Here is a 19,054-nt window from a genome sequence, read left to right as displayed (position 1 = left end):
GAAGGGGAAGCCTCACGCGCCGCGGGTGGAATCCGTTGTCGGGCATCGCAGCCTGCGCACGCTTTCAAAACGCCGCGCACGGCCGCTGATGGGGTCGGCGAACTCAATGGCGCGGGCAAGCAGTTGCAAGGGCCGGCTGAAATCGTCGGATTCGCCATACGGCCTCAACTCCGGGTAGAAACTGTCGTTGCATATCGGCATGCCCAAGCCGCTCATGTGAACACGCAGTTGATGCTTGCGCCCGGTACGCGGCCGCAAGCTGAACAAGCCCAGGCCCCCGGTTTCGGTCAGCAGTTCAATATGCGTTTCGCTGTTCGGCTCACCGTCGACCTCTTGCATGGTGAAATGGCCTGGCCGGGGCAGGATAAGGCTGCGCCGCAACATGGGCAGCGCCACGTCTCCTCGCAGCGGCGCCAGGGCCTCATACTCCTTGCGCACATCACGGGTCTGGAACAAGGTTTGATACGCGCCCCGGCTTTCCGGATCGGCGCAGAACAGCAGAACCCCGGCGGTATCCCGGTCCAGACGGTGGATCGGACTAAGCAAAGGCATGTCCAGCGCCTGGCGCAGGCGGGTCAAGGCGGTTTCGCGCAGGTAACGGCCGCCCGGCGTGCTGGCCAGGAAATGCGGCTTGTCCACAGCCACCAGATATTTATCGCGAAACAGCACCGGCAACTCGAAGGGAAGCTCGGGCTCCTGGGGCACCTCGCGGTAATACCAAAGCCAGCGCAATCCTTTGTAGGAATCGCCGGAAGCCTGCGGCACACCCGCCTCGTCGACGATTTCCCCACGCTCCAAGCGGCCTTGCAAAACCGGCGGCGGCACATGCCCGAAGCGCTCGACCAGAAAATCCAGCAGCGTCGTCCAAGACCCCGCAGGCAGATAGACCCGGCTGGGCGCCACGCCATCGCGCAAGGGCAATGGCGCATTGCGCACGAAATCTATACGACGGCTTTTCTTCAAGGCGCTATGCCGCCCAGTCCAGGATGACCTTGCCGCTTTGTCCGGACAGCATGGCGTCGAAGCCTTGGCGATAATCATCGACGGCATAGCGGTGGGTAATGATGGGCGACAGGTCCAGCCCGCTTTGCAGCATGGCCACCATCTTGTACCAGGTTTCAAACATTTCCCGACCGTAGATCCCCTTGATCTCCAGGCCCTTGAAAATGATTTTGTTCCAATCGATGCCGAAGCCGCTGGGGAGTATGCCCAGCATGGCGATCTTGCCGCCGTGGTTCATTTCTTCGAGCATGGATTCGAAGGCGCTGGGGACACCCGACATCTCCAGGCCCACGTCGAACCCTTCGGTCATGCCCAGTTCGGCCATGACATCATGCAAGGATTCCCGGCTTACGTTCACCGTGCGGCTTGCCCCCATGCGGGCGGCCAGTTCCAGGCGGTAGTCGTTCACATCGGTAATGACGACATTACGCGCGCCCACATGCCGGGCGATGGCGGCAGCCATGGCGCCTATCGGGCCGGCGCCCGTAATCAGCACATCCTCGCCCACCAGGTTGAACGCCAGCGCCGTGTGCGTGGCATTGCCGAAAGGATCGAAGATCGCCGCCAGCTCGTCCGGGACATCGTCGGGTATCTTGAACGCATTAAAAGCCGGCAACGCCAGGTATTCGGCAAAGGCGCCCGGCCGGTTGACGCCCACGCCCGAGGTATTGCGGCACAGGTGACGCCTGCCCGCCCGGCAATTACGGCAATAGCCGCAGGTGATGTGCCCTTCGCCCGAAACCCGGTCGCCGATCGTGAAGCCGCTGACCTCCTGGCCGATTTCGACAATCTCGCCCACGTATTCGTGGCCGACATGCATGGGTACCGGTATCGTCTTGCTGGCCCAGTCATCCCATTTCCAGATATGAATGTCAGTGCCGCAAATAGCGGTCTTTTTTATTTTTATGAGGACATCGTTGTGGCCAACCACCGGGCGCGGAACGTCTGTCAGGGTCAAGCCGGTGTCGGGTTCGAGTTTTGCGAGGGCTCGCATGGTGTGCTCCGATAAAGCGTAGTAAGCGGTTTGCGTCAGATCACGTCCAGCTTGCGGCCCGCGCGCTCGAAAGCCGCAACCGCCCGGGCGATCTGTTCCGGTGTATGGGCCGCGCTCATTTGGGTGCGGATGCGGGCACGGCCCATGGGCACGACCGGATACGAGAAACCGATCACGTAGACCCCCTCGTGCAAGAGCTCCTCGGCCATCTTGCCGGCCAACTGGGCATCGCCGAACATCACGGGAATAATGGGGTGTCCGCCCGGCACCAGGTCGAAACCCAGATCCTGCATCGCTTGCCGGAACAGCCGGCCGTTCTCGTGCACGCGCTGGCGCAAGGCCAGGCCTTCGTCGCTTTCCAGCAGTTCCAGCACGCGCAAGGAAGCCGACACGATGGCGGGCGCCAGGGTATTGGAGAAAAGATAGGGGCGCGAGCGCTGCCGCAACAGCTCCACGACGGACTCGTGCGCCGCCACATAGCCCCCCGAAGCGCCGCCCATGGCCTTGCCCAGCGTGCCGGTAATGATGTGGACCCGTCCTTCGACTCCGCAATATTCAGGCGTGCCGCGGCCGTTTTCGCCGATAAAGCCGACGGCATGCGAATCGTCCACCATGACCATGGCGTTGAACTCATCGGCCAGGTCGCAGATGGATTTCAGGTCGGCGATGATGCCGTCCATGGAAAATACGCCATCGGTGGCAATCAGCTTGTAGCGCGCGCCAGCCGCGTCGGCGGCCTGCAACTGCGCCCGCAGGTCGGCCATGTCGTTGTTGGCATAACGATAGCGGCGCGCCTTGCACAAGCGGACTCCATCGATAATGCTGGCATGATTCAACGCATCGCTGATCACGGCATCATTGTCGTCGAGCAGCACTTCGAACAAGCCGCCATTGGCGTCGAAGCAACTGGAATACAAGATGGCATCGCCCATTTTCAGGAAGCGCGCAAGCGCCTGCTCCAGCTGCTTGTGCCCGGCCTGCGTTCCGCAAATGAAACGCACTGACGCCAGGCCGAACCCCGCCGTTTCCAGGCCCTGCCGGGCCGCTTCGATCAGACGCCTGTCGTTGGCCAGCCCCAGATAATTGTTGGCGCAGAAATTCAGTACATAATCGCCGCCCGCCAGGTGCACCTGGGCCGCTTGCGGGCCGTCCAGGATACGCTCGGCCTTGTAGAATCCGTCGGCGCGCAGTTGCTGGATCTGGCTTTGAACATGATCTAGAAAGGAATTCCGCATGAAAGTATCCCGGGTCGTATCGGATGAAAATGCTGTCGCAATCGTCAATATACTGCAAGCCTCAAAGGAAAAAAGCCAGGCAACCTTCGTCGCCTGGCCTTTTTCAATGCCGCGCCAGCCTTTACGCCGCGGGAGCCGGCAAGCCCTCGCGCCGCAATCTGACTCCCTGCCTGAACCACATCAGCGCCAGGATCAGCAAGGCCGGTATGTATGTCCAGAACTCCGATGGGCGAGACGGATTGGGGACTTTTATTTCCGCCACATCCCAGCCCTGTTCCCATCCGGCGCGGCGCGCCTGGCTGCCGAAACGAACCGCCGCGATCTGGGCCTGGTCGCCCATGGCCATGACGGTCAGGCCCGCGGCCGAGAGGCGCTGCATCCCGGCCGAGTCGCCCGTTGCGGTGTTGCCCTCGGGCAAGGCGGGCAAAGGCACGGCCACGGTTTTCTGCAGCTCTTCGCCTTCCAGGTTCATGCCCTTCAGCACTGCCACCAGACGGCCTTTGTCAGGCATGTCCGCCGCCGTCTTCAGCAGTTCGGCGGGAGGCCGGCTTTCATATTTGGGCGCCAGGTGGTTCATGAAATAATCGGGCCGGAACAGCATGAAAGTGACCAGAAGAAGCAGCGCCACTTCCGTCCAGGAGGCCTTGACGCGCATCCATTTCATGGTGGCCGCCGCGAAGGTCAGGGACGCCAGGGTGGCGCCGCCAACCACCAGTACCAATTCGCTCCAGCCTTCCACGTCGATCAACAGCAACAAGGGATTGAACACGAACATGAAGGGCAGAACCGCCGTGCGCATGGCGTAAGTCACCCCTTGTATGCCCGTCTTGATGGGATCTTCGCCCGAAATCGCCGCGGCAGCGAAGGTGGCCAGCCCCACGGGCGGCGTGATGTCGGCCATGATGCCGTAATAGAAGACGAACATGTGCACCGCGATCAAGGGAATGACCATGCCGCTTTGCGCGCCCAATTCGACCACCACCGGCGCCATCAACGTGGCCATCAGGATGTAGTTCGCCGTCGTGGGCATACCCAGGCCCAGCACCAGGCATACCGCCGCAGTGAAGAAAAGCATGGCCAGCACGCTGCCCATGGAAATCAGTTCGACGAACGCCGTCATGCGCAGGCCCAGACCGGTCAGCGTGATGGCGCCCACGATAAGCCCCGCCGTGCCGCAGGCAATGGCGATGCCTATCATGTTGCGTGCGCCCTCTTGCAGGCCGTTCACCGTTTCCATTACGCCCACGCGCACGGACTGCCGTACCTCCTGCTTGCGGAACCATGCGATCAGGGGCCGCTGCGTCAGCATCTGGATCACCATGGATACCACGGCCCAGAACGCCGACAGCCCCGCCGACAGTTGCTCCACCGACAGGCACCAGACCAGGACACCGATGGGTATCAGGAAATACAAGCCCGCACGCACTGTGGGCCAGGGTTCGGGCCGCGAGGGATTGGTGATGTTGATATCCGTGGGCAGGTCGGGATGCGATGCTGAAATACGCAGCAGCCACAAGTACAAGGCCACCAGCAAGGCGCACAGTATCCAGATGGCCGCGGCGCCCGCGACCGCCTGCACCCCCACTCCTATCCAGTAGACCAGCCCCATGACCACCAGCGAGCCCGCGATGCCCATGCCCCAGCCCGCCAGCTTTTGCAGCAGGGTGCGCGGCTTGCCCGTCGACATCATCGGCTGTATGCCCAGTTTCAGCGCCTCCAGGTGGACGATGTAAAACAAGGAAATATATGAAATGCTGGCGGGCAGCAAAGCATGCTTGATGATGTCGGTATATGGTATGCCGACATACTCGATCATCAGGAAAGCTGCCGCCCCCATGACAGGCGGCATGATTTGCCCGTTGACCGACGACGCGGTTTCGATGGCGCCGGCGCGTATGCCGCCGTAGCCGGCCTTCTTCATGAGTGGAATGGTGAAGATGCCGCCGGTGACCACATTGGCGACCGACGACGCCGATACAATGCCGTTCACCGCGGACGATACCACCGCCACCTTGGCGGGCCCGCCGCGCAAATGGCCCAGCAAGGCGAACGACACTTGCATCATGTAGTTGCCGGCCCCGCAGCGATCCAGCAACGAACCCAGTAATACGAAAATGAAAATATAGGAGACCGATACGCCCAGCGCCACGCCGTACACGCCTTCAGTGGTAAGCCACATGTGCGATACCAGGCGCTCGATGGAGGCGCCGCGATGAGCCAGCGCGTCGGGCAGCCAAGGCCCCAGGAATACATACATGACGAAAACGGCGCCCAGCACCGCCATCGGCGCGCCCAGGGCGCGCCGCGTCACCTCAAGCAGCAGGACCAGGCCGATGCTCGCCACGACGATATCCGTAGTCGTGGGGATGCCAGGCCGGGACGCCAGTTCCTTATAGAAAAAATAAAGATATGCGCCGCAAAAGCCGGCGATCAGCGCAAAAACCCAATCGAACCAGGGCATCTTGTCGCGCGGGGAGCTCTTGCGCGCCGGATAGGCAAGGTAGCCCAGGAACATCGCAATGCCCAGGTGCACGGCACGCGCCTCGGTGTCGTTGAGTATGCCGAAATTGAGCGCAAATGGCAGCGGCGAGGCATACCATAGCTGGAACAAGGACCAGGCGATGGCGCCGCAGAAAAGGACAGCGCCGGCGATCCCGCCTACGTTGCGGCCACCACGATCGACGTCGGCAACCAGTTGTTCCAGATTGGCATTCGTGGTCTGCTGCGCGGCAGCGGACGGCGGGGATGTCGTACTCATGCTTGATTCCCTATTGTGTTTCCATCAGGTACCCAATGCGCCGGATGCGGCGCCAGGATGGTCACCTATACGGGCGGCTTGTGGCCGCCCGGTTCAGCTGTGCTTCATGATCCATGCATCGGCAACAGATGCATGGACCCGATGCATGTATAGGCTTACATCAAGCCTTTTTCCTTGAAGTACTTTTCGGCGCCCGGATGCAGGGGAGCCGACAAGCCGTTCTTGGCCATATCCTTGGCCACCAGGTGCCCAAAGGCGGGATGCAGTTTTTTGAAGTCTTCGAAGTTGTCGAAAACGGCCTTCACGACAAGATATACCGTTTCTTCCGGGACATCCGCCGACGTCACGAAGGTAGCCAGCACGCCATAGGTGTTGGTTTCCTGCGGGTTGTTGGGATACAAGCCGGCCGGAATAGTCGCCTTCGCATAATAAGGATTATCCGCCACCAGCTTATCGACCACCGGACCGGTCAAGGACATCAGCTGCGCGCCGCAAGTGGTGGTCGGATCCTGGATGTTTGCCGAAGGGTGGCCCACGCCATACATGAAGCCATCGATCTTGCCGTCGCACAAGGCGGGGCCGTGCTCGTCGGGGCGAAGCTCGGATGCCAGCGAGAAATAGCTAAGGTCCAGGCCTTTGGCTTTCAGGAATTGCTCCATGGAAGCGCGCGTGCCCGATCCCGGATTTCCCACGTTGAAGCGCTTGCCTTTCAGGTCGTCGAAAGACTTGATGTTGGCGTCCTTGCGGACCACATAGGTGAAGGGCTCGGGATGAATGGAAAATACCGAACGCAGCTTTTTGTAGGCGCCGGCATCCTTGAACTGGCCCTCGCCGTTATAGGCGTTATAGCCCACATCGGACTGCACCACGCCCAGATCCAGTTCGCCCGCCTTGATGGTGTTCACGTTGAACACCGATCCGCCGGTGGACTCGACCGAGCAGCGCACGCCATGCTTGGCGCGATCCTTGTTTACCAGGCGGCAAATGGCGCCGCCCGCCGCATAGTAAACGCCCGTCACGCCGCCAGTGCCGATGCTGACAAACTTTTGCTGTGCGGCTGCGGGCAATGGGGACGCCAATGCCGCGAACATGGCCGCTGCTCCGGCCGTCATGGCCAAACGCTTGGTTAAAGGGGATGCTAAGAACTTATGCATGTCGATCTCCTTGGGGTTTCCCCGCTGTTTTATTTCCGGCTGGTAACCGGTGATTGCGCAAGCACTTGCCAAGGTGTGCAAATACCTGCGATGAACTGCAGCGCCGGCATGTGCCGCAACGCTTTCAATAAACACGATGCCGCGATGACTTGTTTCATTGGCTATTGCCTCGCGGAGTCCAATAAGCCAGTTCGTCGCGCAGGCGCAACTCGACCTCATCCAGGCGATTAAGCACCGCCTTGCCCCCTCGCGCGGCAAAGCGGGCAATAAGATGTTCGGCCAAAGCCAAGGGCCCCGCCATGGTGTGAAAGAACGACCCCGGCCCTTTGCGTGAGCCAGCCCCGGCGCTGGATTCCGACTGGAACAACAAAACATGCGCCGCGTTCAAGGCCAACGGCGACAATGCATCGTCGGTGAGCGCGACAAGCACCACGCCCCGGCGCGCCGCCTCGCGCGCCACTCGCACTGTCGGCGTCGAATAAGGCGCCTGCCCTATCGCGATCAACGCATCGCCTTCACCCAGCATTTCAGCCTGTTCGTCCAATGTGCTTCCGGAACCATCGAGCAGCACCCCGTTGCGCTGAACCAGTTGATAGGCATAGCGCATTTGAAATGCCGTTCCGAAACTGGAGCGCGATCCCAGAAAACCCACCAGCCTGGCCTTGAGCATGGCCTGGACCGCCGCGTCGAACTGCGCAGGCGTATTAAGCGAGCATGCCGACTGCACGGCGCGTCCTTGCAGTCCGGCCAGTACATCGTGGGCGGGCAGCATTCCTTTAGGCCCCCCGGATGCCTGCAATTTGGCGGCCCGCTGACGCAAGCCATAACCCCCGCTTGCCAACGCTTGCTGAAAGGGCGCGCGGAAACTGTCGTAGCTTTTATAACCCGCGGCCCGCGCCAGGCGCAGCATTGTAGCGGGCGAAACAGATAAGGCCTGAGCCTGCCGCCGCATGGACCATAGCCCCACTTCAGCCGGATGGCCGCTGACCCAGCGGGCCGCCCGCTGCAGCTCGGGAGGGAGCTGGGCGAATATTGCCAGAAGGCGTTCTTGCGGCGTGTTGGCCAGGGATGTCATAAGCTGACGGGCAGGTAAAAATCCGAAAAAACATATGCTACAGCGATTGAGAAATTTAAAACAAATGTTTTCATCGGGGTTTGCCCTAGGTTAGCGTCAATCGCATAACTTGCATGCATGCTTGACGAATTAGTCATGCGCTTCTACGATGCAACAGACATTGACATGAACTGTCGATTTGTTTCATCAACCCGTCGCAAAGCCATGGTCTTGCTTCACCTACCTAGCACGAGTTACCTATGAAAGCTGGATCGCAGTGTCTCTGGCAATGGGCGCTCCGAAGTGCGACGATTCTGTTGATGGGCTCCGCGCTGTTCGACATGTCCGCGTACGCGCAACAGCGCCTGGTGCGGGTCGGGATCTTCGAAAACGCGCCTGAATTGCATATGGACAACGGGCAACCCAGCGGAATTCTTGGAGAACTGCTCAGCGCCGTCGCAAACACCGAAAAGTGGACACTGACTCCGGTAGCCTGCGAATGGCGAGACTGCCTTGAGGCCTTGCAGGAAGGCCGCATCGACCTGATGCCGGATGTCCCTCATTCCGTGGATCGAAGCGATCTTTACGATTTTCATAAAGTACCTTCCCTGCATAGCTGGTCGCAGATGTATCAACACCCGGATGAGCGCATAACCTCGGTACTCGATCTGCAGGGTAAGCGCATCGTATCGCTGGCGGGCTCCGTGCAGGCCGATTACATAGCGTCCCTGGCCGGCAGTTTCGGAATCCGGGCCCAGCTTATCGGCGTCAGCGACCTGCAGGAAGGTTTCGCCATGGTTGCCGACAACCGGGCCGACGCCGCGGTGGCCAACTATTATTACGGAGAATTGCACGCGGCGAAGCGAGGCCTGGTCGCCACACCGCTCATGTTTCAGCCGACGCAATTGTTCTACGCCACGAAGAAAGGCCGGAACATCGATTTGCTGGACGCCATAGACCGGAACCTGACCGAATGGCAGGGCGACTCCGAATCGGTCTACTTCCGCATCCTGCAGCGCTGGGGCCAGGCCACGCCTGCCGCCTCCGTCCCCTCATCGTTCTGGTGGGTTATCTCGTCGCTGGGATTGCTGCTGGTGATGGCCCTGGGCCTTGCGGCCCTTTTCAAGGCGCAGGTCAATCGGCAAACCCGTCACCTCAAAGCCAGCGAGACCAGGCTCAATACCATACTGGACAGCGTCGACGCCCATATCTACATCAAGGACAGGCAGCTAAAGTACCGCTACGGGAACCATCAGCTATGCGAGTTCTTCGGCCTGCACGCGCCCGACCTGATCGATCGCCGCGACGACGAGTTTCTTAGCGGTACCTCCCTGTCCCAAGTGCGCCAGAACGATCTGCGCGTGATCAATAACGGCGAACGGGTGGCGCTCGAAGAGCAGGTCGCCAAGCCTGGCGGGCAAGGCGTTGATACCTTCTTCTCCATCAAGATCCCGCTGCGCGATAGCCGGGGCAAGGTTGAGGCGCTCTGCGGAATTTCCACCAACATCACCGATCACAAGGTCACTCAGGCCGCGGCGCATCGGCTGGCCTACTACGATCCGCTGACCGAGCTGCCCAACCGCCGCCTGCTGCTGGAGCGCATGGGCCATGCGCTCGAGGCGGTACGCTGCGGCGCCGGCATCGGCGCCGTCCTGTTCGTGGACCTGGACAACTTCAAGCGCATCAACGACGCCCGGGGCCATGTCCTGGGCGACGCGGTGTTGTGCGGCGTCGCCCAGCGCCTGAAAGACATGGTACGCGGCGTTGACACCGTCGCCCGCATTGGCGGCGACGAGTTCGTCATTCTGCTTGATCACTTCGGCCGCACCCAGGAAGAAAGCGCCCGCATCGCCATGACCATCGCCGAAAGCGTGCGGGCGGCGCTGGAGCAGCCCCTGATCATTGACGGACAGCCCTATTTCTCCGGCGGCAGCATAGGCGTCACCCTGTTGCGTCCCGACGGAAAATCCACCCACGATGTGCTGCGCGAGGCGGACACCGCCATGTACCGCGCCAAAGAATCGGGACGCAACCGGGTCGCATTCTATGAAACCAGCATGCAGACCGAAATCGAGGAAAGACTGGCGCTGGAACACGACTTGTCGCTGGCCATAGGCACAGAGCAGTTGGGCATGTACGCACAGCCGCAATACGACAGGAATGGAGACATAGCCGGGGCGGAGCTATTGATCCGCTGGGAGCACCCCACCCGCGGCTCGATTTCGCCATCCCGTTTCATTCCGATTGCCGAAGAGACCGGCGTCATCCTGCGCATCGGCGACTGGACGCTGCAGCAGGCTTGCAGCACGCTGTTGCGGCTGGAGCAAGCCGGCCAGCACTACCCGTTATCCATCAACGTAAGCCCCCGTCAGTTCCGGCAGCCGGACTTCGTCAGCCGGGTGCGCGAGATCGTCCTGGAATCGGGCGCGCCAGTGCACCGCCTTATATTCGAAGTCACCGAAGGCATACTCATCGAGGACCTGCAAGGCGCCATCGACCGCATGGCGGAGCTTTCCGACATCGGCATCCGCTTCTCGATAGACGACTTCGGAACCGGCTACTCCAATCTGACCTATCTGAAGCGCCTGCCGCTGTATGAACTGAAAATAGACAAGAGTTTCATACACGATGCTCCCGGCGACCCCGACAACACCGCCATCGTGAAACTGATACTTGCCATGGCCAAGCAACTTAGTTTGCGCGTGGTGGCCGAAGGGGTGGAAACCCAGGCGCAAGCCGACTTCCTCAGCGCGCTGGAATGCGACGCCATGCAGGGCTACCTATTCGCCCGCCCCATACCCATTGCGCGCTGGCTCGATTCCTCACACACCGAGCCCTTGGCCAAAACGCCTTAACCGGGCCGCGAGATCTCGGACAAGGCTTCTGCGGCCGTGTCGCTGCCCGCTCCGTCCACAGCCATATCGCCAAGCGCAACGATACCCACCAGCCTTTTATCGGCATTGACAATAGGCAGGCGCCGCACCTGATTCTCGCTCATGATCTTGCATGCTTTTTCGACCGAGTCGTTTTCATAAGCCCACAACACGTCTTCCGACATCACATCGCGCACCTTCGTATCGGGGCTCCTGCCATCAGCCACGGCCCGGATGGCGATATCCCGATCGGATATCGTGCCTATCATGCGATCGTTCTCGCCAACCGGCATCAGGCCGAAATCGCCGTCCCTCATTTGCCTGGCGGCATCCTTGATCGTCGCGTCGGGAAACACGACTTTTACATCGTGACTCATCACATCTTTAAGCTGTTGCATTTTCATCTCCCTTTCCAACATAACTGGATAAAGTCCGAGCCTTACACGCGGTCGCGCAATTGCGTCACGCCCCGCTGCTCGGCGCAGTGCTTGCAGCAGAACATGACCCCGTCCTTCTCCAAGCCATGGCCGATGATCTTCACACCGCAGTGCGAGCATTCGGGTGCAAGTTTATGGATAGCACATTCATAGCTGTCGAATGTGTAGCTTTTACCGGCCGCAACGATCTGGAAAGCCTTATCGTAGTCATTGCCGCAAGCATCGCATTTGGGCATATCCTTCCTCCTTGAAAGCGTTGAAGAAGGCGTCGCGCCTGGCGCCGCCACCCGAAGGGAAGAGAGCAAGCGACATGCCGCCGCTTCGGCCGGTCAGGCCAGTGCGGTATCCAGCAGCATCATCAACACGAATCCCAGTATGAGCCCCAGCGTGGCATGCGATTCATGGCCTTGCCGGTGCGACTCCGGGATGATCTCGTGGCTGATCACGAACAGCATGGCCCCCGCGGCGGCGGCCAGCCCCCAGGGCAGGAGTGCCGCCGATAACCCGATGACGGCCACGCCCAGCACCGCCGCAAGCGGCTCGATCAAGCCCGAAAACACCGCCACGCCCACCGCCATGCCGCGCCCATAACCCACGCTGCTTAGCGCCAGGGCCACGACCAGCCCTTCAGGCACATCCTGGATGGAGATACCCATCGCCAACGCCCGCGCGCCGATTTCGTCGGGTCCCGCAAAGCCCACGCCTATGGCCAGGCCCTCGGGAAAGTTATGCAGGCAGATGGCCAGCACGAATAACCACACGCGCTTCATCTTTCTGGCGCGCGAGCCCTCCAGCCCCTTGACGAAATGCTCATGCGGAACCGATCGGTCGATCAGGAGCAGCAGCGCGGCTCCCACGATGATGCCGCCGCCCACGATGCCGCCCGCCCCCCAAGGGCCGGCGCCTTGCTCCCTTGCCACATTCAAAGCCGGAATGATCAGCGAGAAGGAACTGGCCGCCAGCATCACACCGGCGCCGAAACCCAGCATCGCATCGTTGGCGCGTTGTGAAAAAGGGATGGAAAAAATGACGGGCAAGGTTCCCAGCGCCGTTGCGAAAGCCGCCATGGCGCCCCAGCGCAATGCGCCCACCAATTGCGGATCGTCCATCACCAGCCGCGCATAGAAATCCACCAGGACGAGAATGGCCGCAATGACAAGAATCAGCAGGCCGATGGAAAAACCGGACCGTATCGACTGAGCATCATCCATGGGTTAGCTCCCCCCGCTTACAAGGCACTGGAAAATCATAAACCCGTCCTTTATACTCAATAGTTATATATAAGTTTCCACTAATTCGTAGTAGTTTTATATGTCGGCTGGTAATTTACTGGTTTACCCCTAATCAATACCCACAGCATGACCGCCTCGATCCGATCCCTATTCCGTCCCCTGTCCGCGCTGTTCAAAGGCGCCCTATTGGGCACCGCCCTGCTCGCAGCCGGCTCCAGCCACGCAAGCGAATGGCCGGAACATCCCATAACGATGCTGATGGGATTTCCCGCCGGATCGGGCGTGGACGTCATTGCGCGCAGCATTCAGGAACCTCTTCAGCAGGCATTGGGCGTGCCCGTCGTCATCGACTATCGCTCGGGAGCGGGAGGCAATCTTGCCTCTGCCGCCGTGGCACGCGCCAAGCCCGACGGTTACACCATCTTGCTGGGCACCGCCGCCACCCATGGCATCAATCCCGCCATCTATAAAGAACTGCCTTTCGACGTCGAAGAAGACTTTACTCCCATCGCTCCGCTGATCGATGTATCGAATGTGCTGACCATCAATCCCAAGGTCATCGATGTCAACACCGTCGAAGACTTCATCGCCGAGGTCAAGGCAAACCCCAACAAATACTACTTCGCCTCGACCGGCGTGGGTACGGGAACGCAATTGGCTTTCGAAGAGTTCAACGCCCGCGCTGGCCTGAAAATGGTGCACGTACCTTACAAAGGCGGCCCCGAGGCGCTGCAGTCAGTCGTGAAAGGGGAAACCTGCTGCATCTTCAATCAAGTGCAAACGGTTCTGGGCCAGTACAAGGCCGGCACTGTGCGCTTGCTGGGCGTATCGACTGCCAAGCGCATCGATGTCGTCAAAGACGTGCCAGCCATCGCTGAAAAGGCCATACCCGGCTTCGACAGCTATATCTGGTTCGGGCTTTTCGGACCCAAGGGCATGGATCCGGCACTCGTCCGGAAAATCAATGCCGCCGCCACACAGGCCCTGCAAAATCCCGATGTCGCCAAACGGCTGACCTCGACGGGCAACACCATCCATGTATCCTCGCCCGAAAAATTCCGTCAGACCGTGCACGACAACCGGACGAAGTGGGCCGAAATCGTAAAGGCCGCCGGCGTGACGATTCAATAAGCGCAAATCAATGCAGTCAAAACGGGCGGCTCCAATGGGAGCGCCCGTTTTTCATTTCACCATGGCGCCACCGAAATGGTTACGCCAGGAGCAAATTCGATCAAGCCATCGCTTATTTGGCCTGGGAATACTTGAACGTGCCCACCGCCGTCGCCATCAACAAGGAATCATCCAGCAAGACCTCGGCGCGGGTGAAGAACACGCTGCGCCCTTTGCGCTCGGTGTACCCCTTCGCCACCAGGATTTCGCCCTCGCCGCTGCCGATGAAGTTGGTGGTCAGCGACAAGGTCAGGCTGCGCAGCGGCGGCTCTCCGGGCTCCGCATACAGTCCGCTATAACCCGACACCGAATCCAGCAGGGTGCATATGACCCCGCCGTGGACCCGCCCCGTCCGGTTTCCCAGTTGGGTCGACATCGGCAGATGCATCTCGGCATAGCCGGGCGACCACTTCACCAGAGTGACGCCCATCCACTCCAGGAATGGGTTGTTGATAAGTAGCGGTGTCTTGCTTTCGGGTGCCATACAGGTTGAAGTCCAATAGTTTGGGAAAACGTTAGCTTAACGTGTATGAGACATCCGGCGGGGCGCGAGCCCCTGCGTCGCTTCAGTCCTGTATTCCCTTCGCATCGCCGTCAGAACCATCATCGGACAGCTTCACCGCCTCGCTGGCAATCAGCTCCAGTCTTTCGCCTTCGAAATCGGCGTGCAGCGGCTCCAGCGCCGGCATGGTCCTGTTGGCTTTGGACGACAGCTCGCTGAAGCGTGATGCCTTGCCGTACAAGCCTTGCTGGCCGGCCACGGCCGTGACCGTGCTGTTGTAGTGCCGGCTGACGGTGTCCAGGGTTTCGCCCAGCTTTTTCAGGCGCTCGGCCACGACGACGACCTGGTTGTAGATCTCGCCGGCTCGGGCACTCAGTTCGTGCGCCTGCTCGTTGCTGCGCGCCACCATCCACAGGTTCGCGACCGTCTTCAATATGGGCATCAGGGTCGTATGCGATACCAGGATGACGTTGCGCTGGTAGCCGTAGTCGAACAGTTCCCTGTTGTGCTTCATGGCCTCGATATAAGCCGGTTCGATAGGCATGAACATCAAGACGAAGCTGGGGCTGCGCATGCCGATCAGATTGCTGTAGTCCTTTCTTGCCAGGTCGTCGATATGATTGCGCACGGCTTTTACGTGCGCATCCAGCGCCCCACGTATTTCGGCCTCGGTTTCGGCGGCGATGGCGCGGTCATAATCCACCAGCGACACTTTACTGTCGATGACGATGTGCTTCTGGTCGGGCAGCTTCACCACGAAATCGGGCTGCCGATTATTGCCCTGCTCATCCTTGAAGCGAGGTTGCGACTCGTAATGATCGCCCTTGACCAGGCCGGCCAGCTGCAGCGTCCGCTCCAGTTGCACTTCGCCCCAATTACCGGTGGCCTTCTTGTCGCCTTTAAGCGCGGTGGCCAAGGTATTGGCCTCGGCGCTTATCCTCAGGCCCACTTCGAGCACACGCTTGATCTCGGAACCCAGCGATACATTGCCGCGCAAGGTTTCGTCATGCACCTGGTTCACACGCTGCTGGAAGCCGTCGATCTGCTCACGGAAGGGTTTTAGCAATGCATCCAGGGAGCTCTGGCTATTTTGCGCGAAGGTCTTGCCTTTTTCCTCGAGTATCTGATTGGCCAGGTTCTGGAATTCCATTTTCAGTTGGGCGCGGGACTGTTCGAAGCTGGTTTTCATTTCCTGAAAACTGGCCTGCCTTTCGGCATGCACCGCCTGCATTTCGGCCAGCTCCTTGTCCAACTGCGCATAGCGCTGGGCCAAAAGCTGGAAATCGGCATCCTTGACCGTCACGCTCAAGCGGGCTTCTTCCAGGCGTTCCTGCAGGCTTTGAACGGTCGATTCGCTGCGTGCCAACTGACGGTCGATATGCACTTTCTCCGATTCCACGCCTATTACCTGATTCTTGGCCTGATCCAGTTCCGCGCGCAGCTCGGTCAGTATCTCGCCACGCTGCTTGGCAAGGTTCTGAAGGACAGTCATGCCATCGCGGGCCTGTGCCAGAAGACGGCGGTAATACATGGCCGCCATGATGAAACCGGCCGCGACGGCCAGTACCAGCAGCCATATGCTGTCGGCATCCATGGGTAATTGATCCATACCTTATTCCTTTAGCGATACCGCGGCGCGCCATCGCGTTGTTGACCTAATCTTTTTCAAGTTCCGCCCGGGTTGAAGGTATAGTATGTCGTCGTTGATGACATATCCATACTGTATACATATATACGTCCATTTTTCAGGCAGGCCCATGAGCAAGACAAAATCCCCCTGGCCGTTGCGCTGGGACCTTCTGCTGCGCTATCGATTGATTGAAATCATCGCTCAATGGGAGGGGCGCCTGACGACCAATCATTTATGCAATAGCCTGGGCATAGGCCGCCAGCAAGCATCGAAGGATATCAATTGCTACCTGCGCGACGTCGCACCCGGCAATCTGGTGTATGACCGCCACTTGAAAGGCTACAAGCCGACGCCGGATTTCCATCCGCGGCTGACCACGGGCAATGCCGACGAGTATCTGCACATCCTGGGACGCAACAAGGATATCAGCCATACTTTCGATGCGCTTGACCTTGAATTCACCAACACGGAAGTCCTGCATGTGCCGCTGCGCAATATCCATCCCACGGTACTGCGCCCGCTGGTCCAAGCGGCAAGAGAGCAGAAACGTGTCGAAATAAGCTACATATCATTGACATCGCCCGTTGCCGAGACGCGCGTCATAGCCCCGCACACGCTGGTTTGCACGTCGCTGCGCTGGCACGTCCGCGCCTATTGCGAGAAAAACCGCGGCTACCGCGACTTCGTCCTGAGCCGCTTTCGCGGCCAGCCCGAAATCATAGGCGATTCCCCCAACGCCAAGGCGGAAGACGTTTTATGGAATACCGAGGTCATTATTCGCCTGGCGCCCGACACGCGGCTCAGCCCCGTGCAACAAGAGATCATCGCGCATGATTACGGCATGGCTGACGGTACGCTGGATGTTCCCACGCGCGCGTCTCAGGTCGTCTACGTTCTGCAGGCATTCGATATCGATCCCTACAAGCAATCGGTCAAGCCGGAAGCCCAACAACTGGTCATTGAAAACTACAGGGAAATAGAGCCTTACCTGTATTAGTATCCCGCCTCCGGTGCATTACAGTAAACTTCTGTACTTCGAATTCCTGCAAGCATCGGCATCAAGCGCCTTGTATGAACCAAACCATGCATAGAATCTGCACCCGTCTGGCCGAAACCGCTGTATTGACCCTTACGCTGACCGCCGCCGCGCTGGCACATGAGGCCTGGCCGCCTCACGACCACGCCGTGCAGCTCGTCGTAACCGCACCGGCGGGCAGCATTGACGACACGATAGCGCGCCTGGTCGCGGAGCAACTGAACAACCAGCTTCACGCCAAGTTCGTTGTGGCAAACCAGTATGGCACCAACGGCAACACCGGTGCCGGCATGGTCGCCGGGGCTCCGGCCGATGGCAGCCGCTTGCTGCTGTCGAGTGCGGGCACCCTGGCGGTAAATCCAAACGTGTTCAGGGATCTGCCTTTCGACCCGCAAAAGAGCTTCCAGGCAATCGGGCTGATCGCGGACATACCGAATATCCTGGTGGTCAACAGCGACCTGCCTGTGCGCAGCCTTGCCCAGTTCAACGACTACGTCAAGACCCATCCCGGCGAGGTCAACTTCGGCTCCAACGGCAATGGCAGCTCCACACATCTGGCCGGCCAGCTATACATGAACGACATCGATGCCAATATGGTCCATGTCCCCTATAGCTCGCCCGAACTGGCCACCAACAACCTGATTGCCGGCGAGATCCAGTCCATGTTCCAGCTGGTTCCCGGCATCCAGAGCCAGATCAAGGCGGGCAAGGTCCGGGCGCTGGGCATTATGGCCCCCAGCCGTTCCAGCGCCTTGCCCGATGTGCCGACCATGGCCGAGCAGGGCCATCCCCGCCTGCTTGCCACGCACTGGCTCGCACTGCTGGCGCCCAAAGGCACGCCCCCGGACATCATCGAACAGGCAAACAAGGCCCTGAACGACGCGCTGAATGATCCCGCCCTTAATCAAAAACTGACCGGCATGGGTGCCATCGTCCTGGGCGGCGCCCCGCAAGACCTGGATGACACGCTGGCATCTTCCTTGAAGAAATGGCGCAACGTCGTTTCCAGCGCCGATATCCGGCTGCAGTAAAGGCCCGCCTTTACCCATTGGCGGAAGCGAAGGCCGCCTCTACAATGGTTTCATGGCCTTAATCGGCAGCACTCATGCAAGGAGCCATCATGCAAGACACCATCGGCTGGGTAGGCTTGGGAAAAATGGGCCTGCCCATGGCACAGCGCCTGTTGCATGCCGGACACCCCTTGCATGTCTGGGCGCGCAATCCCCAGCAAACGCTGGCCCTGCGCCAGCAAGGGGCAAAAATCGCCACCGACCTGATCGAGCTCGCCCAACGGTCGCGCACGGTCTTTACCATACTGGGCGACACCCGCGATGTCGAAAGCGTCTATAGCGACATGACGCAAGGCATCCAGCCCGACACCTTGTTCATCGACATGACCACGGCCGCGCCCTCGATCGCCGCCGACATCCGCAAGGCTCTGGAGCAGCGGCACGCCCGATTTCTGGATGCGCCCGTCACCGGCGGTGTGGCCGGCGCCGCCAAAGGTACGCTGACGCACTTCGTGGGCGGCGACACGCAAGATATCCAACGCTGCGCGACGCTGTTGGCGCAATTGGGCCAGCGCGCCGTTCATTGCGGAGAAGCCGGATCGGGCTATCGCATGAAGCTCGTCAACCAGACCATCATCGCGGGAACCTTCCTGGGCCTGGCAAACGGCATGGCGCTTGCTCGGGGCGGCCATTTTGACACCGGACTGTTGACCTCCGCGCTGGGCACGGGCACCGCGTCGGGCTTGCTGTTCAATTCGTATGCCGAACGCATGATGGCCGGCAGCGGCGAAATCACGTTCACGCTAGGCTTGTTGCGCAAGGATTTGCGTCTGGCGCAAGCCGAAGCCGAGCTGCAGCAAAGACCTTCCCAGTTCCTGAACTTCGCGGTCCAGCGCCTTAACATCGCCTGCGAGCGCTTCGGCGCGCATGCCGGTGTCCAGATGCTGGGCCAGCTGGACGATTGACC

The 19,054-nt window shown here is 60.1% G+C and carries 17 protein-coding genes; 5 read left to right on the top strand and 12 right to left on the bottom strand.

The annotated features are described in order from the left end of the window. Positions 1-12 precede the first annotated feature (12 nt). The 7 genes from V0R37_RS05365 to V0R37_RS05335 form a co-directional block, all read right to left on the bottom strand. A complete protein-coding gene (locus tag V0R37_RS05365; protein WP_420373513.1) occupies positions 13-963 on the bottom strand; it encodes a pseudouridine synthase in 951 nt (316 codons plus the stop codon). 4 nt (positions 964-967) lie between these two features. Continuing rightward, the gene (tdh, locus tag V0R37_RS05360; RefSeq protein WP_420373512.1) at positions 968-1,996 is read right to left on the bottom strand and encodes an L-threonine 3-dehydrogenase; all 1,029 of its coding nucleotides are present in this window, start codon (positions 1,994-1,996) and stop codon (positions 968-970) included. A gap of 35 nt (positions 1,997-2,031) precedes the next feature. Continuing rightward, positions 2,032-3,231: a glycine C-acetyltransferase gene (locus V0R37_RS05355; RefSeq protein WP_420373511.1), complete on the bottom strand. Its 1,200-nt coding sequence runs from the start codon at positions 3,229-3,231 to the stop codon at positions 2,032-2,034. 121 nt (positions 3,232-3,352) lie between these two features. Further along, positions 3,353-5,989: a TRAP transporter permease gene (locus V0R37_RS05350; protein WP_420373510.1), complete on the bottom strand. Its 2,637-nt coding sequence runs from the start codon at positions 5,987-5,989 to the stop codon at positions 3,353-3,355. Between the two features lie 155 nt (positions 5,990-6,144). Then, complete coding sequence (locus V0R37_RS05345) at positions 6,145-7,101, bottom strand: TAXI family TRAP transporter solute-binding subunit (RefSeq protein WP_420373643.1); 957 nt, start codon at positions 7,099-7,101, stop codon at positions 6,145-6,147. 71 nt (positions 7,102-7,172) lie between these two features. Beyond that, positions 7,173-7,301 carry a hypothetical protein gene (locus tag V0R37_RS05340; protein WP_420373509.1) on the bottom strand — a complete coding sequence of 43 codons (129 nt, stop codon included), beginning with the start codon at positions 7,299-7,301 and terminating at the stop codon, positions 7,173-7,175. Then, positions 7,298-8,218 carry a MurR/RpiR family transcriptional regulator gene (locus tag V0R37_RS05335; protein WP_420373508.1) on the bottom strand — a complete coding sequence of 307 codons (921 nt, stop codon included), beginning with the start codon at positions 8,216-8,218 and terminating at the stop codon, positions 7,298-7,300. The genes V0R37_RS05340 and V0R37_RS05335 overlap by 4 nt, the downstream gene beginning before the upstream one ends. Positions 8,219-8,457: 239 nt before the next feature. On the opposite strand from V0R37_RS05335, the gene V0R37_RS05330 reads away from it, so the two are divergent. Next, positions 8,458-11,052: an EAL domain-containing protein gene (locus tag V0R37_RS05330; RefSeq protein WP_420373507.1), complete on the top strand. Its 2,595-nt coding sequence runs from the start codon at positions 8,458-8,460 to the stop codon at positions 11,050-11,052. On the opposite strand, the gene V0R37_RS05325 is transcribed toward V0R37_RS05330, so the two are convergent. From V0R37_RS05325 to V0R37_RS05315, 3 genes are all read right to left on the bottom strand, one after another. Then, on the bottom strand, positions 11,049-11,468 hold the full coding sequence (locus V0R37_RS05325; RefSeq protein WP_420373506.1) for a CBS domain-containing protein: 420 nt from the start codon (positions 11,466-11,468) through the stop codon (positions 11,049-11,051). The genes V0R37_RS05330 and V0R37_RS05325 overlap by 4 nt on opposite strands. A gap of 41 nt (positions 11,469-11,509) precedes the next feature. Next, entirely contained in the window at positions 11,510-11,743 is a 234-nt protein-coding gene (locus V0R37_RS05320; protein ID WP_420373505.1) for a hypothetical protein, read from the bottom strand. A gap of 93 nt (positions 11,744-11,836) precedes the next feature. After that, complete coding sequence (locus V0R37_RS05315; protein WP_420373504.1) at positions 11,837-12,718, bottom strand: ZIP family metal transporter; 882 nt, start codon at positions 12,716-12,718, stop codon at positions 11,837-11,839. A 147-nt stretch (positions 12,719-12,865) separates the two neighbouring features. On the opposite strand from V0R37_RS05315, the gene V0R37_RS05310 reads away from it, so the two are divergent. Further along, entirely contained in the window at positions 12,866-13,870 is a 1,005-nt protein-coding gene (locus tag V0R37_RS05310) for a Bug family tripartite tricarboxylate transporter substrate binding protein (protein WP_420373503.1), read from the top strand. A 112-nt stretch (positions 13,871-13,982) separates the two neighbouring features. Here the strand turns inward: V0R37_RS05310 and V0R37_RS05305 are convergent, their stop codons facing one another. Beyond that, a complete protein-coding gene (locus V0R37_RS05305; RefSeq protein WP_420373502.1) occupies positions 13,983-14,393 on the bottom strand; it encodes a PaaI family thioesterase in 411 nt (136 codons plus the stop codon). Positions 14,394-14,475: 82 nt separating this feature from the next. Beyond that, complete coding sequence (locus tag V0R37_RS05300) at positions 14,476-16,020, bottom strand: DNA recombination protein RmuC (RefSeq protein WP_420373501.1); 1,545 nt, start codon at positions 16,018-16,020, stop codon at positions 14,476-14,478. Positions 16,021-16,168: 148 nt separating this feature from the next. Here V0R37_RS05300 and V0R37_RS05295 point away from each other — a divergent pair, with 148 nt between their 5' ends. The 3 genes from V0R37_RS05295 (at position 16,169) to V0R37_RS05285 (ending at position 19,052) form a co-directional block, all read left to right on the top strand. Beyond that, on the top strand, positions 16,169-17,038 hold the full coding sequence (locus V0R37_RS05295; protein ID WP_420373500.1) for a helix-turn-helix transcriptional regulator: 870 nt from the start codon (positions 16,169-16,171) through the stop codon (positions 17,036-17,038). A gap of 74 nt (positions 17,039-17,112) precedes the next feature. Beyond that, positions 17,113-18,108, top strand: coding sequence for a Bug family tripartite tricarboxylate transporter substrate binding protein (locus V0R37_RS05290; protein WP_420373499.1), 996 nt, complete (start codon positions 17,113-17,115; stop codon positions 18,106-18,108). Between the two features lie 89 nt (positions 18,109-18,197). Beyond that, positions 18,198-19,052, top strand: coding sequence for an NAD(P)-dependent oxidoreductase (locus tag V0R37_RS05285; protein WP_420373498.1), 855 nt, complete (start codon positions 18,198-18,200; stop codon positions 19,050-19,052). Positions 19,053-19,054 lie beyond the last annotated feature (2 nt).

It is taken from the genome of Pollutimonas rozaliensis (assembly GCF_048751585.1).
Classification (GTDB): domain Bacteria; phylum Pseudomonadota; class Gammaproteobacteria; order Burkholderiales; family Burkholderiaceae_B.
The sequence above is the reverse complement of the archived record's forward strand: the minus strand, read 5'-3'. Positions and strand labels throughout refer to the sequence as shown.

What these genes read in the sequence shown, in the direction of transcription:
- V0R37_RS05310 (WP_420373503.1), top strand. Translation starts at nt 12,866, where the DNA reads ATGACCGCCTCGATCCGATCCCTATTCCGTCCCCTGTCCGCGCTGTTC.
- V0R37_RS05315 (WP_420373504.1), bottom strand. Translation starts at nt 12,718, where the DNA reads ATGGATGATGCTCAGTCGATACGGTCCGGTTTTTCCATCGGCCTGCTG.
- V0R37_RS05325 (WP_420373506.1), bottom strand. Translation starts at nt 11,468, where the DNA reads ATGCAACAGCTTAAAGATGTGATGAGTCACGATGTAAAAGTCGTGTTT.
- V0R37_RS05320 (WP_420373505.1), bottom strand. Translation starts at nt 11,743, where the DNA reads ATGCCCAAATGCGATGCTTGCGGCAATGACTACGATAAGGCTTTCCAG.
- V0R37_RS05350 (WP_420373510.1), bottom strand. Translation starts at nt 5,989, where the DNA reads ATGAGTACGACATCCCCGCCGTCCGCTGCCGCGCAGCAGACCACGAAT.
- V0R37_RS05330 (WP_420373507.1), top strand. Translation starts at nt 8,458, where the DNA reads ATGAAAGCTGGATCGCAGTGTCTCTGGCAATGGGCGCTCCGAAGTGCG.
- V0R37_RS05285 (WP_420373498.1), top strand. Translation starts at nt 18,198, where the DNA reads ATGCAAGACACCATCGGCTGGGTAGGCTTGGGAAAAATGGGCCTGCCC.
- V0R37_RS05335 (WP_420373508.1), bottom strand. Translation starts at nt 8,218, where the DNA reads ATGACATCCCTGGCCAACACGCCGCAAGAACGCCTTCTGGCAATATTC.
- V0R37_RS05290 (WP_420373499.1), top strand. Translation starts at nt 17,113, where the DNA reads ATGAACCAAACCATGCATAGAATCTGCACCCGTCTGGCCGAAACCGCT.
- V0R37_RS05355 (WP_420373511.1), bottom strand. Translation starts at nt 3,231, where the DNA reads ATGCGGAATTCCTTTCTAGATCATGTTCAAAGCCAGATCCAGCAACTG.
- tdh (WP_420373512.1), bottom strand. Translation starts at nt 1,996, where the DNA reads ATGCGAGCCCTCGCAAAACTCGAACCCGACACCGGCTTGACCCTGACA.
- V0R37_RS05340 (WP_420373509.1), bottom strand. Translation starts at nt 7,301, where the DNA reads ATGAAACAAGTCATCGCGGCATCGTGTTTATTGAAAGCGTTGCGGCAC.
- V0R37_RS05345 (WP_420373643.1), bottom strand. Translation starts at nt 7,101, where the DNA reads ATGACGGCCGGAGCAGCGGCCATGTTCGCGGCATTGGCGTCCCCATTG.
- V0R37_RS05300 (WP_420373501.1), bottom strand. Translation starts at nt 16,020, where the DNA reads ATGGATCAATTACCCATGGATGCCGACAGCATATGGCTGCTGGTACTG.
- V0R37_RS05295 (WP_420373500.1), top strand. Translation starts at nt 16,169, where the DNA reads ATGAGCAAGACAAAATCCCCCTGGCCGTTGCGCTGGGACCTTCTGCTG.
- V0R37_RS05305 (WP_420373502.1), bottom strand. Translation starts at nt 14,393, where the DNA reads ATGGCACCCGAAAGCAAGACACCGCTACTTATCAACAACCCATTCCTG.